This window comes from Pseudomonas sp. BNK-45, assembly GCF_047456255.1.
Lineage (GTDB): Bacteria > Pseudomonadota > Gammaproteobacteria > Pseudomonadales > Pseudomonadaceae > Aquipseudomonas.
In genome coordinates this window covers 5,343,717-5,355,847 of the sequence record NZ_CP179909.1, presented here as the reverse complement: position 1 = coordinate 5,355,847, position 12,131 = coordinate 5,343,717, and the positions used below count along the sequence as shown (strand labels likewise).

Here is a 12,131-nt window from a genome sequence, read left to right as displayed (position 1 = left end):
ATTGATCTCCGTTCTGGTTCCGATCGACAAAGGATCGCCTCGTATCCTAGTACAGGGTTCTGCCGGCTGTTCGATGATAGGCGCAAAATCTTGCGCAGTGGACGGCGGGCAACGTCCGCGCCAGGGCGGCGGCATCGATATCAGCGCCGCCGCGTCGGGGGGCGGCGGCGCAACGGGCGGCGATTACAGGCGCGGCTGCTCCGGGGGCAGGCCCAGCAACTGGTGCAGGGTGTTGATCAGAGCCTGCTGGCGCAGCCGGTCCTCCTGGTGCCGGGCTTCGGCGGCGGCGACATCGGCGTGGCAGTGCGGGCAGGTGGTCTCGACGGCGTGGATGTACTCCAGGCAACTGCGACACAGGGCCAGGCGCGGCGGAATGCGGCCTTCGGCGGGGGCTGCCTGGCCCTGGTTGACCCAGGCCAGCTTGATCACCTGACCGCTGTCGCTGACGCTGGCCACGGCTTCGCCGGTGTCGATGCGCTCGGTGATCAGGTCGAAGCGGCCCACGGAGAAGGACGCCGGGCCGGCGTCTTCGAGTTTGACGATGCGCTCGCGCAGGCCTTTTTTCTGCAGGTCCAGGGCCCGGTAGTGGCAATAGGGGTTGTTGCCCGGCTTGCCCAGCAGTGAGTGCGAGGTCCAGGTGCAGCCGCCGCGGCAGACGTCGTTGTAGTAGCAGCTGCGGCAATAGCCCCACAGATCATCCACCGAGCGCAGGCGGCCGAAATGAATGCCTTCGCTGTAGTGCCAGATGTCGTGCAGGCTCATGTTGCGCACGTTGCCGCCGGAGAATCCGACGGTGGCCAGGGACGGGCAGCCCTTGACCGTGCCGTCGGCCTCCAGGGCCAGCACCGTCTGCCCGGCGGCGCAGCCGGTCCAGTGCACCCGGTCGTCGCCGAAGCCGCGCCACATGTGTTCGTAGGGGCCGTAGTAGCCGATGTTGTTGCCGATGTTCATCAGCAGGCCGCGCTCGTTGCCTTCGCGGTACAGGCGCGCCAGCAGCGGCATGACCTCCAGCAACTGGTAGGGCTGCATCAGCAGTTCCGGGTGATCCACGGCGTTGCCCATGGCCACCGTCAGCTGGATCTGCCAGTGCTTGGCGCCGGCGTCGATGATCAGGTCCATCAGGGCTGGCAGGTCGGGCAGGGTGGCGGCGCCGATCTGCGTGTTGACGCTGATCTTCAGCCCGGCCTGCCTGGCCCGGCGCAGGGTGTCCAGGGCCTTGTCGAAGGAGCCCGGCACATTGCGCACCGCGTCGTGCAGCGGCGCCAGGCCGTCCAGGGACACGCCGACGCCATCGAGCCCGGCGTCCACCGCGGCCTGCATCTTGGCCGGGGTCAGGTTGCGTCCGCCGGTCTGGATCGCCACGTACATGCCGTGGTCGTGGATGGCCTGGATCAGTCGCGTCCAGTCCTTGCGCAAATAGGCTTCGCCACCGATCAGGGTGATTTCCCGGGTGCCCAGGGCGGCCAGTGAATCGATCACCGCCAGGCATTCCTCGGTGCTCAGTTCCCCGGGGCGCCGGTGCCCGGCGCGGGAGCCGCAGTGCAGGCACTTGAGGTCGCAGGCGAGGGTGATTTCCCAGACCACGTGCACCGGCACATAGCGCTTGAGGTCGTTTTCGCTGAGGTAGCGGGCGGGGAGACGGTCTGACATGAAAGATCCTTGCGCACCCAGCGGTGCGCGGCAGCAAGCCATCGAAACAGGCGCGCCTCGGGTGTGCGGTGCGGGCGCGATCGGTTTGGCCCAAGTCGGGGCCGTCCGCTGACGGCCGGCCCCGCTGGCCTGGACTCAGCGGCGCTCCAGGCGGCTGATTTCCGCCTGCAGCTGCTGCACCGCCTGGCTCAGGTTTTCACTGTTGGCCAGCTGCTGCTCGCCCTGGGCCACCAGCGCCTTGAGTCGCGCCAGGTCGCCGCTGGTCTGGGCCTCCTGCAGCGCCACCGCGTACAGCGGGTGGGGATGCATGGCGGGCTGGCCGGCCTGGACTGCGCGTTCGCCTTGTTTCTGCTCCACCGGTGCCTGGCTCACGGCGGCGTGTTGCACCACGTGCCAATGCCCCTGGTACTGGTACTTGTAGCTGGCGAAGCCGCTGGCCCAGTCGAGGCCGAGGATGCCCTGCAGATGGAACGTCTCGGCGATTTGGCTGGTGGGACCGCTGGGGTTGCCGGCCAGGCTGAGGATGATGTGGCCCTCGCTGGACGGATCGAGCTTGACCTGGGAGTAGTCGCCCCAGACATCCGCCCGGAACTGCAGCGGTGGCGAGGTGCTCTGGGTGATCCGGGCCACGCCGCTGACTCTTTTCTGCGGGGTGTTGACCAGCAGGTCGAGGGTCAGCACCGGCGCTCCGATCACAGGATTGGCGACGATGATGCGGGTATGGAACAGTCCGATTGTCATGCTGCAACTCCTTATCTGGATAGAAGGCATCAGGTGCGATGAATCGCCTTGATCAGCGGCGTTCCTGCTTCTTGATCTCGGCCTTGGCGGCGTCCAGCGCGGTGCGGATCAGCGGCAGCTGCTCCAGTTGCTGGGTGGCCACCCGATGCAGGTTCTTCATCTGGGCCAGATCGCCGCTGGCGATGGCGCCGTGGATCGGCCCGCCGTACAGCGCGGCGCTGGTGCTGTTCACCGCGCTGTAGTGGCCCTGGTGCTCTGGCGTCGACAGGCTGCTGGACTGCACCGTCTCCTGCAGGCGGGCGGGGGCCTGATTGACCGAAACCCAGTCGTGGCCGTTGAAGTACTGGTAGTTGGCGATGCCTTCCTTCCAGTCGTCGCCGACCACCAGGTGCAGCTTGAAGGTGATGATGGCGTTGGAGCCGGGGCCGCCCTGATTGCCCTGGGCGGTGATGAGGATCTTGCTGGTGGTGGGGTGCATGACCGTGAGGTAGGTGTACTGACCCCAGACATCGCTGTGCAGGTCGGGTGGCGGGTTGAGCGCCTGGGTGATGGTCGAACCGCCGCGGACACTGTGGTCGGGGGTGTAGACCAGCAGGTTGAGAATCAGACTGGGCGCCCCGGGCTTATCGGTACCGATGCGATAGCTCAGTGGGAACAGACCTTCGGCGTGGGAATTGGAACCGGACATATGCTTTGCCTCCATTCAATGACGGGGAAACAGCGATCAGTGCTGCTCCAGCCGGGCGACTTCCTTGGCCAGCCGCTCGTAGGCGCTTTTCAGATCCTTGGGTTCGTCGCCCTTCGGATCGCGCTTGGCCAGCAGGGCTTTCATCTGGGGTAGCTGGCCTTCGGCGATGGCCGACTGGATCGCGACTCCGTAGGGAACAACCGTGTGTTGCGAGGTGGGGCTCATGGTGTGTGCCTTCCGTGGGGTTTAGGGGGGCTGCGGTGCTTGGCAGCCCTTGCAGTTAAGCAGCGCGGGGGGAGTTGGCGGGGTAGTGGCACATTGATTTTGTGGGTTTCCGACGGGTGGATTCACGGGGGTAAGGGGTTGATTTTGTGGAAATTCCAAAGGGCGATATGCAAGGGGGAGGTGAGTGCGGATGGCGATAGAGGGGGGGGCTGGCGGTTTCGCTTTTGCAGCGGTGGGTGGGGTACATGTCCGTTGCTGCGGTCACGGTGGCTTGGGGTTTCGATCTTGCGGCGAGTGGGGCGGGGTACATATTCGTTGCTGCGGTCACGGTGGCTTGGGGTTTCGCTCTTACAGCGGTGGGCGGTGTACATATCCGTTGCTGCGGTCACGGCCACTTAGGGTTTCGGTCTTGCAGCGAGTGGGATGGAGTACATATTCGTTGCTGCGGTCACGGTGGCTTAGGGTTTCGCTCTTACAGCGGTGGGTGGTGTACATATCCGTTGCTGCGGTCACGGCCACTTAGGGTTTCGCCCTTACGGCGACTCACTTTTGTCAAACGACACAAAAGTAAGCAAAAAGTCTTGCCCCTCCATACGGCCCCTCGCTGAGGCTCGGGGTGCCCGAGCTCCGGCATTGCTCCGGGGGCCCGCCGCCAACCGGCCATCCATGGCCGGGCGGCGGCTAGCTCGGCATCCATGCCGAGCTGCCCCCTACGCAACGCCTGCGCTCGGCCTGCTGGGAAGGGGCCGGAAGATCAAGATCTAGATCAAAAGCCAACGCCAAAACCCAGGTGCGCAGGCTGGTTCCTTGTAGCCGCTGCCACAGGCTGCGAACGAGCGCTAGCGCTCGCAAAACCAGGCGGCGCGGTGGTTCAGGAACAGTGGGTATGCAGGTTTAGCGTCTCCTGCGGAGCCGTTCGCAGCCTGCGGCAGCGGCTACATGTAACGCGAACGGCAATGAAACAGGCCGGCCGTAAGGCCGCCGTCAGATTTGGCTTTGGCTTTTGTTTTTGATCTGGTTTTTGATCTTCCTGCCCCTTAGACACGATGGCCGAACGCAGGCATTGATCCGAGGGTAACCCGGCAGGACGCCGGGTTAGCCGCACTGGGCCATGGATGGCCCATTGCGGCGGCCCACGGATCAATGCCGGAGTTCGGGCATGCCTCGCTATGCGAGGCACCGAGTGGAGGGGCAGAAGCGTTTTGCTTACTTTTGTCTGGGCCGGCATTCCGGATTTTCAAAAGTGAGTCGCTGTACGAGCGAAACCCTAAGTGGCCATGACCGCAGCAACGGATATGTACACAGCCCACCGCAACAACGGATACGCACACTCCACCCCCCAAAAAAAACTCAAACCACCCCCAACTCCCCCAACTGCCGCCGCGTCTCCCCCGCGGCCACATGATGAATCGCCCGCCACCCCAAGGCCCTGGCCGCGACGATATTCGGCGCATGGTCGTCAATGAACACCAGCTCCTCAGGCGCCACCCCCGGCACATGCGCGCGAATGCGCCCCAAGGCCGTGTGATAGATCTCGGCATCCGGCTTGATCTGCCGCTCCTGCCCCGACACCACGATGTCGCGAAACTTCTGCAAGAACGGGTAGTGCTCCCAGGCATAGGGAAAGGTTTCCTGGGACCAGTTGGTCAACCCGAACAGCGGCACCTGCGCCTGGTGCAGTTCCTCCAGCAGGGCCACGCCTTCGTCCAGTGGCCCCTTGAGCATCTCCGGCCAGCGTCCGTAATAGGCCTCGATCAACGGCGCATGCTCGGGATGCTCGGCCACCAGGCTGCGGGTGGCTTCGGCCAGGGGCCGGCCGGCGTCCTGCTGGGTGTTCCAGGCCTGGGTGCAGACGGTGTCGAGGAACCACTGGCGACGCTGGTCGTCGGGGATCAGTTGGCGGTACAGGTGGTGCGGGCTCCAGTCGAACAGCACGCCACCAAAATCGAAAACCACGGCACGAATCGTCATCAGCACTTCCTTTTCAGCGGTTGTGGATCAGGGCGTCATCCTGCGACGCGGCGCCGTGCAATGCAATTTGCCGGTGGCCATTGGTCCGCTGGCCGGCACCCTGGGAACGGATCGCGATCCAACGGCTGTCCCCGTCCTTTTGCGGGCTAGCACAGGAGCTGACCATGGCTGCCAAGACCCCCACGGGGCCGCGCTCGTCCGAGCACGCCTCGAATCATCATGACCCGGGTTTCGACCCCGATTCGCCAGACCTCGCCGACCCCCAGGTCGATCCGGTGGGGCCGGCCAGGGCGCCCCTGGATCAGCCGGAACCCGAGCACCAGCGCAAGCGCTCGCGGGCCTACGACCCTCTGGCCAACCTGAGGAAATGAGCGCGTCACGCCGACATGCGGCCGTCGCCGGATGGTTCTGCGGGTGTAAGGTAAAACGCCCAAGCCCCAGGCACGCGGAGAACAAGGGAGGTGTCCATGAGTACGCCGCTGCTGAACAAGCTGCAGATCAACGGTTATCAGGTATTGAGCGTCAACCACGGGCCCTGGAAGGTCTGTACGGCGGGTGATCGGCTCGCCACTTTCGGCACCCGGGAAGAGGCCATGGCTTTCGCCGCCGCCTTGCCCGTGCGCAGGGCATCACCGGCCACCCCGCATCGATAGCAGCCGACAGAAAAAAGCCCCGGAGCGATCGGGGCTTTTTTCTGTCCGGGCTGCTGCGAGCGCCGGGTCAGTCGACAATGACCTGCTCGTTCGGATCATCGCTCAGGCACACGGTCAATTGCTCCCCGGCCTTGTTGAACGCACAGCGGGGCAGGGATTGCTGCTTGATGAAGCTCAGCGGCGGCAGGATGAACGCCGCCGCCAGGACCAGCGCCCACAGGGTTTGCAGAAACAGCACATCGGCGCTGGTGGCGGCGGGCCGTGAGACGAGGCGTCGGCGCCAGTAGAAGTACAGGCCGCTGATAACGAACAGGCACACGATGCCCATCATGTAGTCCAGTTCCCAGTCCTGGGGGCTGAAGGAGCGGCTGCCATCTTCATCATCCGGGTAGGTGAGCCGCCACCAGGCTCCCAGCAGCAAGGGCACGAGCCCGGCCAGCAGCCACGCCAGGCGCGCGCCGGGCATCCGGGTCAGCAGGGCCAGGACCAGGCCGATCAGGCACAGCACCCAGGCAAACAGGTACAACTGAAAACCCATGGCGCCGCCGAACAGCGTGCCGCTGACATCCCGCGGTTGCATCATTTGCACGTCGCACAACAGCATCACCGACAGCGGGATGGCGACGACGATCCAGCACAGGGGGCGGTACAGCCACAACCACAGGGTAAACAGGCGAGACATGGGCACACTCATCAAGGTCAAGAAAAGGAGGAATGAAGTCAGGGGGCTATTCAGTCGACAATCACCCGGGTGCCCGGGCCCAGGCATACGCTCAACTGATTGCCGGCCCGGTCGAAGGCGCAATAGGGCAGTGGCTTGCGGGTGATGGCCTGCAGCGGTGGAAGGATGAAGGCCGCCCCCAGCACCAGGGCCCACAGGGTGCGCAGCAACAGCCGATTGCCAGTGGCGGGTGGACGCGGCTTGAGCCGCTGCTGACGCAACAGGTAGACGCCGCTGTAGACCAGGGCAAAGCCGAAGACCATCACATAGTCCAGCTCCCGGGGCTGGATGCTGAAGAGCAGGTTGCCGTCGAAATCATCCGGGTAGTTGATCCGCCACCACAGGCCCAGCAGCAACTGCGCCAGCCCGGCGACGATCCAGGCCAGACGCGCGCCGGGCACCCGGGTCAGCAGCGCCAGCACCAGGCCCAGGACGCTGAGGGCCCAGCCGCCCAGGTACATCACAAAGCCCATGGAGCCGCCGAACAAGGTGCCGCCGACCTCCCGGGGCACGATCAGGTTCAGGTTGCAATGGATCATGCTGGCCAGGGGCGCGGCCACGGCGATCCAGCACAGCGGCAGGTAGAGCCAGGAACAGAGGGTGTACAGACGGGACATGAAGGGACTCGATTGGGCAGCGGGTATCCGGCCCGGCGCCACTGGGCGCCGGGCCGGCAGGTTCAGCGTTTGTTGTGTTTCATCGCAAAGGCGATTCGGTTCTGCAGGTCGACCGATTGGCGGTACTCACTGGCCCGGCTCAGCAGTTTCGTGCGCAGGGCCAGCAGGGCAAAGGCCAGTGCCGGAACCAGATAGATCAGCAGCAGCGCGGCGTGGGCCAGGGTGTCGCCGCTGTACAGGCGGTCGATGATGCCGAACAGCTGCAGGCCCACTTCCAGGCAGCAGAGCACGCCAAAGGCCACGATGTACTGCGGTTTCAGCTTGATCAGGTTGATGATCAGCAGCAGTACGCCGCCGAGGATCAGCACCGAACTGACTTGCAACAGCAGCGGCTCATCGGCGAACACCCTTCGCGCTAGCTGGCTCAGAGGGCCGCCGATGCCGATCAGGGCCCAGATCGCCATCAGGTAGATATACCAGGGGCGTTTGCCGGGTTGACGCAGGGCGGCGGCGCCTTCGTTGGGGGTTTGACGTTCCATGTGAACTCCGGAATTTATTCAGGTCGGGCAGGGCTGGAGCGGTTGGGCAACGGGTACCCGTCAGCTGAAAAGCAGCGTAGTTCCTGCGGCGAACAGCACCAGGGCGAGGCTGATGCCCGCCAGGGGAATACGGAACCAGTAACGGATCGCCAGCAGCCACAGGCTGGCGAGAAAGCCCAGGCCGATCAGCAGCAGGCCGCGGGCTTCCAGCAGCAGGGCCGGGTGCAGCCAGGCCAGGTAGCCATAGACCAGGCCGAACAACATCGCCCCCAGGCTATGGCTGGCATTGAAGCCGACCCAGGCACGCCACAGGCTGGTCTGGCCGGTGATCATTGGCGACACCTGGCGCATGCGTTCGGCCAGGGCCGGATCACGGGGCTGGAATTTGTCGGTGGCGAAGGTGTAGATCAGGTGCAGGCTGCCCAGCAGCAGCACGATGGCTGAGCTGGCGACGATCAGGGCGGGGGCCAACACGTTTCTTCCTTGGGCGGTGTCCGGGTGCGAAGTATGCCGGGCCGCTTGCGGTTTTGCATCCGTGGGGTGTGCTGTTGCCTGAGCTTGGCGCTTGGCGCTGGAGTCGGGGCAGGGCGGCAGGCGCCCTGCCCGGATGCTCAGAAGTGCTCGGCGTCCAGGCCGAACAAGGAGGAACTGCCGGCGCGAATGCTCTGCTCCAGGCTGAGGATGCGCGGCAGCAGGCGGCTGAAATAGAACCGCGCGGTGGCCAGCTTGGCGCCATAGAAGCCGTCGTCCTCGGAGCGCTGGTGCTCGGCCACCTGGGCCATGCGCGCCCACAGGTAGGCGTAGGCCACGTAGCCGAACAGCTGCAGGTACTCGACGCAGGCGCTGCCCACCGCGTTGGGGTTCTGCGCTGCCTGCTCGCGCAACCAGTCGCTGAGGTCTTCCAGGCGCTGCACCGCGTCCAGCAGCTCGGCGGCGTAGGCGGCGCCGGGCAGGTAGGCATAGTCGCGGATCTCGCCGGTGAACAGGCGCAGGGCCACGCCGCCGTTGCCCACCACCTTGCGCCCCAACAGGTCCAGGGCCTGGATGCCGTTGGTGCCTTCGTAGATCTGCGCGATGCGCACATCGCGCACCAGTTGCTCCTGGCCCCATTCGCGAATGTAGCCGTGGCCGCCGAAGATCTGCTGGCCGAGCACGCAGCTGTCCAGCCCGGTGTCGGTGAAGAACGCCTTGGCCACCGGGGTCAGCAGCGCCACCAGGGCTTCGGCGTTGTGCCGCTCATGGGGCTGGTCGGCGAACTTGGCCAGGTCCAGCTGCTGGCCGACGTAGCTGGCGAAGGCCCGGCCGCCTTCGGTCATGGCCTTCATGGTCAGCAGCATGCGCCGCACATCGGGGTGGACAATGATCGGGTCGGCGATCTTGTCCTTGGCCACCGGGCCGGCCGGGGAGCGGCTCTGGATGCGTTCGCGGGCGTAGGTGCGGGCGTTCTGGTAGGAGTTCTCGGCGCAGCCGATGCCCTGGATGCCGATGGACAGGCGCTCGTAGTTCATCATGGTGAACATCGCCGCCAGGCCCTTGTTGGCCTCGCCGATCAGCCAGCCGCTAGCGCCGTCGAAGTTCAGCACGCAGGTGGCCGAGGCCTTGATGCCCATCTTGTGCTCGATGGAGCCGCAGCTCACCGCGTTGGCCGCGCCGAGCACGCCGTTGGCGTCGACATGGATCTTCGGCACCAGGAACAGCGAGATGCCCTTGGGCCCGGCCGGGGCGTCCGGCAGCTTGGCCAGCACCAGGTGGATGATGTTCTCGGTCAGGTCCTGCTCGCCGCCGGTGATGAAGATCTTGCTGCCGCTGATCCGGTAGCTGCCGTCGGCCTGGGGTTCGGCGCGGGTGCGGATGATCCCCAGGTCGGTGCCGGCGTGGGCCTCGGTCAGGCACATGGAACCGGCCCAGCGGCCTTCGTACATCGGTGGCAGGTAGCGCTGCTTGAGCTCCTCGCTGGCGTGGGCGTCGATGGCCAGGCAGGCCCCGGAACTCAGGGCCGAATACAGGGCGAAACTGGAATTGGCGGCGTAGAGCATCTCTTCGAACTGCACCGCGAGCATCTTCGGCATGCCCATGCCGCCGTAGGCCGGGTTGCCGCTCAGGCCGACCCAGCCGCCCTCGATGTAGGTGCGGTAGGCCTCCTTGAAGCCGGCCGGGGTGCGCACCTGCCCGGCGTGCCAGCTGGCGCCTTCCTCGTCGCCGCTGCGGTTGAGCGGGGCGATCAGATTGCCGGTGACCTTGGCCGCTTCTTCGAGAATCGCGTCGGCGGTGTCGGCGTCCACGGTGTCGGCCAGGGCCGGCAGGCGCGCCCAGAGCTTGGGTGCGTTGAACACTTCATGCAGGACAAAGCGCATATCGCGCAGCGGAGCATTGAATTCGGGCATTGCAGGAACCTCGGGCAAAAGGGGAGGTTGAGCGGCCGTGGCCGCATGAATCGAAAACGCCAAGCCCGCCCCCTTGTAGGAGCCGGCTTGCCGGCGAAGAGGCCCGCAAGCCATGCATCGCCCTGGCCGACGCCTTCGCCGGCAAGCCAGCTCCTACGGGGGCTGGGTCGGTGTATTCAGGCTAGAGGTTTTTCGCCAGGTCGCGCAGGACGAACTTCTGGATCTTGCCGGTGGAGGTCTTGGGCAAGGTGCTGAAGACCACGGTACGCGGCACCTTGAAGCCCGCCAGGTGTTCGCGGCAGAAGGCGATGATCTCGGCTTCGCCCACGTCCTGGTGATCGGCCTTGAGGGTGATGAAGGCGCAGGGGGTTTCGCCCCATTTTTCGTCGGGCCGGGCCACCACCGCCGCTTCCAGCACCGCCGGGTGGCGATAGAGCACGCCTTCGAGCTCAATGGTGGAGATGTTCTCGCCGCCGGAAATGATGATGTCCTTGAGCCGGTCGCGGATTTCGATATAGCCGTCCGGGTGGGTCACCCCCAGGTCGCCGGTATGGAACCAGCCGCCCTCGAAGGCTTCGGCGGTGGCGCTGGGGTTCTTCAGGTAGCCCTTCATCACGGTGTTGCCGCGCATGAAGATCTCGCCGATGGTCTGGCCGTCCCGGGGCGTGGGTTCGAGGGTTTTCGGATCAGCCACCATCAGCCCTTCCAGGGTCGGGTAGCGCACGCCCTGGCGCGACTTGATCTGCGCCCGCTGCTCCAGCGGCAGCTCGTCCCAGGCGGCGTGCCAGGCACACAGGGTCACCGGGCCATAGACCTCGGTCAGGCCGTAGACGTGGGTGACCTTGATGCCCATCTCCTCCACGGCGCCGATCACCTTGGCCGGTGGCGCGGCCCCGGCGACCATGGCGTTGACCGGGTGGTCGATGGCCGCCTTGGCCGATTCCGGCATGTTCACCAGGGCGTTGAGCACGATGGGCGCGCCGCACAGGTGGGTGATCTGGTGCTCGCGGATCAGGTTGAGGATCTTCTGCGGATCGACCCGACGCAGGAACACATGCACCCCGCCCAGGGCGGTGACGATCCACGGGTAGCACCAGCCGTTGCAGTGGAACATCGGCAGGGTCCAGAGGTACACCGGGTGGTTGCCCATGGCCCAGATCATCTGGTTGCCCAGGGAATTGAGGTAGGCGCCGCGGTGGTGATAGACCACGCCCTTGGGGTTGCCGGTGGTGCCCGAGGTGTAGTTCAGGGCAATGGCCTGCCATTCGTCTTCCGGCCACTGCCAGGGGTACTCCGGGTCGCCCTCGGCGAGAAAAGCCTCGTAGTCCAGGTCGCTGACCGCCTGGCCTTCGCCGTATTCCGGATCGTCGACATCGATCACCAGCGGCGGGTGATCGAGCATGGCCACGGCCGCGTGGATCACCCCGTGGAACTCGCGGTCGGCGATCAGCACCTTGGCCTCGCCGTGGGCCAGCATGAAGGCGATGGCCTCGGCGTCCAGGCGCACGTTGAGGGCATTGAGCACGGCGCCGATCATCGGCACGCCAAAATGCGCTTCGAGCATCGCCGGGATGTTCGGCAGCATCACCGCCACCGTGTCGTTCTTGCCGATGCCGCGTCCGGCCAGGGCCGAAGCCAGGCGCCGGCAGCGGCTGTAGGTCTGGGCCCAGGTGCGGCGGATCGAACCGTGGATCACCGCCGGATACTCGGGGTAAACCGCAGCGGTGCGTTCGATGAAGCTCAAGGGGGAGAGGGCGATATGGTTGACGGCAGACGGCGCGAGGCCTTGCTCGTAGATGGACATGGTTCGGGTACCCGGTGGCTGATTATTAGCTCTATTGGCCGAGGCTTGGGTGGCGCGTGCTGTGTACCTGAGGGACACCCACTGCAGGAGCTGGCTTGCCGGCGAAAGCGCTCTCACGGGCCCCTTCGCTGGCAAGCC

General features: G+C 65.5%; 13 protein-coding genes. 2 read left to right on the top strand and 11 right to left on the bottom strand.

Annotation, left to right across the window (positions count from 1 at the left end; genetic code table 11):
• Positions 1–183 precede the first annotated feature (183 nt).
• The 5 genes from ACMGG8_RS24095 to ACMGG8_RS24075 all read right to left on the bottom strand — a co-directional run bounded on the left by ACMGG8_RS24095 (position 184) and on the right by ACMGG8_RS24075 (position 5,275).
• Positions 184–1,650, bottom strand: a complete 1,467-nt coding sequence (locus ACMGG8_RS24095; protein ID WP_060843025.1) for a GDL motif peptide-associated radical SAM/SPASM maturase — start codon at positions 1,648–1,650, stop codon at positions 184–186.
• 135 nt (positions 1,651–1,785) lie between these two features.
• Positions 1,786–2,391, bottom strand: a complete 606-nt coding sequence (locus ACMGG8_RS24090) for a DUF1842 domain-containing protein (protein ID WP_060838457.1) — start codon at positions 2,389–2,391, stop codon at positions 1,786–1,788.
• Between the two features lie 52 nt (positions 2,392–2,443).
• Complete coding sequence (locus tag ACMGG8_RS24085) at positions 2,444–3,079, bottom strand: DUF1842 domain-containing protein (protein ID WP_414158585.1); 636 nt, start codon at positions 3,077–3,079, stop codon at positions 2,444–2,446.
• A gap of 36 nt (positions 3,080–3,115) precedes the next feature.
• Positions 3,116–3,304: a DUF1843 domain-containing protein gene (locus tag ACMGG8_RS24080; RefSeq protein ID WP_060843028.1), complete on the bottom strand. Its 189-nt coding sequence runs from the start codon at positions 3,302–3,304 to the stop codon at positions 3,116–3,118.
• A 1,350-nt stretch (positions 3,305–4,654) separates the two neighbouring features.
• A complete protein-coding gene (locus ACMGG8_RS24075) occupies positions 4,655–5,275 on the bottom strand; it encodes an HAD family hydrolase (RefSeq protein ID WP_060838460.1) in 621 nt (206 codons plus the stop codon).
• A 164-nt stretch (positions 5,276–5,439) separates the two neighbouring features.
• Between ACMGG8_RS24075 and ACMGG8_RS24070 the strand changes: the two genes are divergently transcribed.
• On the top strand, positions 5,440–5,646 hold the full coding sequence (locus ACMGG8_RS24070; RefSeq protein WP_162884127.1) for a DUF6021 family protein: 207 nt from the start codon (positions 5,440–5,442) through the stop codon (positions 5,644–5,646).
• Between the two features lie 96 nt (positions 5,647–5,742).
• A complete protein-coding gene (locus ACMGG8_RS24065; protein ID WP_414158584.1) occupies positions 5,743–5,928 on the top strand; it encodes a DUF2188 domain-containing protein in 186 nt (61 codons plus the stop codon).
• Between the two features lie 67 nt (positions 5,929–5,995).
• Here the strand turns inward: ACMGG8_RS24065 and ACMGG8_RS24060 are convergent, their stop codons facing one another.
• The 6 genes from ACMGG8_RS24060 to ACMGG8_RS24035 all read right to left on the bottom strand — a co-directional run bounded on the left by ACMGG8_RS24060 (position 5,996) and on the right by ACMGG8_RS24035 (position 11,993).
• Positions 5,996–6,610 (bottom strand): hypothetical protein, encoded by a 615-nt coding sequence (locus ACMGG8_RS24060; RefSeq protein WP_414158583.1) that lies wholly within the window; start codon positions 6,608–6,610, stop codon positions 5,996–5,998.
• Positions 6,611–6,660: 50 nt separating this feature from the next.
• Positions 6,661–7,266: a hypothetical protein gene (locus tag ACMGG8_RS24055; RefSeq protein ID WP_129406650.1), complete on the bottom strand. Its 606-nt coding sequence runs from the start codon at positions 7,264–7,266 to the stop codon at positions 6,661–6,663.
• Positions 7,267–7,328: 62 nt separating this feature from the next.
• On the bottom strand, positions 7,329–7,805 hold the full coding sequence (locus ACMGG8_RS24050; RefSeq protein WP_060838465.1) for a hypothetical protein: 477 nt from the start codon (positions 7,803–7,805) through the stop codon (positions 7,329–7,331).
• 60 nt (positions 7,806–7,865) lie between these two features.
• On the bottom strand, positions 7,866–8,279 hold the full coding sequence (locus ACMGG8_RS24045; RefSeq protein WP_060838466.1) for an LIC_13387 family protein: 414 nt from the start codon (positions 8,277–8,279) through the stop codon (positions 7,866–7,868).
• A 137-nt stretch (positions 8,280–8,416) separates the two neighbouring features.
• On the bottom strand, positions 8,417–10,189 hold the full coding sequence (locus ACMGG8_RS24040) for an acyl-CoA dehydrogenase C-terminal domain-containing protein (RefSeq protein ID WP_129406649.1): 1,773 nt from the start codon (positions 10,187–10,189) through the stop codon (positions 8,417–8,419).
• Between the two features lie 181 nt (positions 10,190–10,370).
• A complete protein-coding gene (locus ACMGG8_RS24035; protein WP_060838468.1) occupies positions 10,371–11,993 on the bottom strand; it encodes an acyl-CoA synthetase in 1,623 nt (540 codons plus the stop codon).
• Between the last annotated feature and the right edge of the window lie 138 nt (positions 11,994–12,131).

Excerpts from the sequence above, each read along its gene's own strand:
- ACMGG8_RS24085 (WP_414158585.1), bottom strand. The coding sequence starts at position 3,079 with ATGTCCGGTTCCAATTCCCACGCCGAAGGTCTGTTCCCACTGAGCTAT.
- ACMGG8_RS24065 (WP_414158584.1), top strand. The coding sequence starts at position 5,743 with ATGAGTACGCCGCTGCTGAACAAGCTGCAGATCAACGGTTATCAGGTA.
- ACMGG8_RS24075 (WP_060838460.1), bottom strand. The coding sequence starts at position 5,275 with ATGACGATTCGTGCCGTGGTTTTCGATTTTGGTGGCGTGCTGTTCGAC.
- ACMGG8_RS24095 (WP_060843025.1), bottom strand. The coding sequence starts at position 1,650 with ATGTCAGACCGTCTCCCCGCCCGCTACCTCAGCGAAAACGACCTCAAG.
- ACMGG8_RS24060 (WP_414158583.1), bottom strand. The coding sequence starts at position 6,610 with ATGTCTCGCCTGTTTACCCTGTGGTTGTGGCTGTACCGCCCCCTGTGC.
- ACMGG8_RS24050 (WP_060838465.1), bottom strand. The coding sequence starts at position 7,805 with ATGGAACGTCAAACCCCCAACGAAGGCGCCGCCGCCCTGCGTCAACCC.
- ACMGG8_RS24055 (WP_129406650.1), bottom strand. The coding sequence starts at position 7,266 with ATGTCCCGTCTGTACACCCTCTGTTCCTGGCTCTACCTGCCGCTGTGC.
- ACMGG8_RS24090 (WP_060838457.1), bottom strand. The coding sequence starts at position 2,391 with ATGACAATCGGACTGTTCCATACCCGCATCATCGTCGCCAATCCTGTG.
- ACMGG8_RS24035 (WP_060838468.1), bottom strand. The coding sequence starts at position 11,993 with ATGTCCATCTACGAGCAAGGCCTCGCGCCGTCTGCCGTCAACCATATC.
- ACMGG8_RS24070 (WP_162884127.1), top strand. The coding sequence starts at position 5,440 with ATGGCTGCCAAGACCCCCACGGGGCCGCGCTCGTCCGAGCACGCCTCG.
- ACMGG8_RS24080 (WP_060843028.1), bottom strand. The coding sequence starts at position 3,304 with ATGAGCCCCACCTCGCAACACACGGTTGTTCCCTACGGAGTCGCGATC.
- ACMGG8_RS24040 (WP_129406649.1), bottom strand. The coding sequence starts at position 10,189 with ATGCCCGAATTCAATGCTCCGCTGCGCGATATGCGCTTTGTCCTGCAT.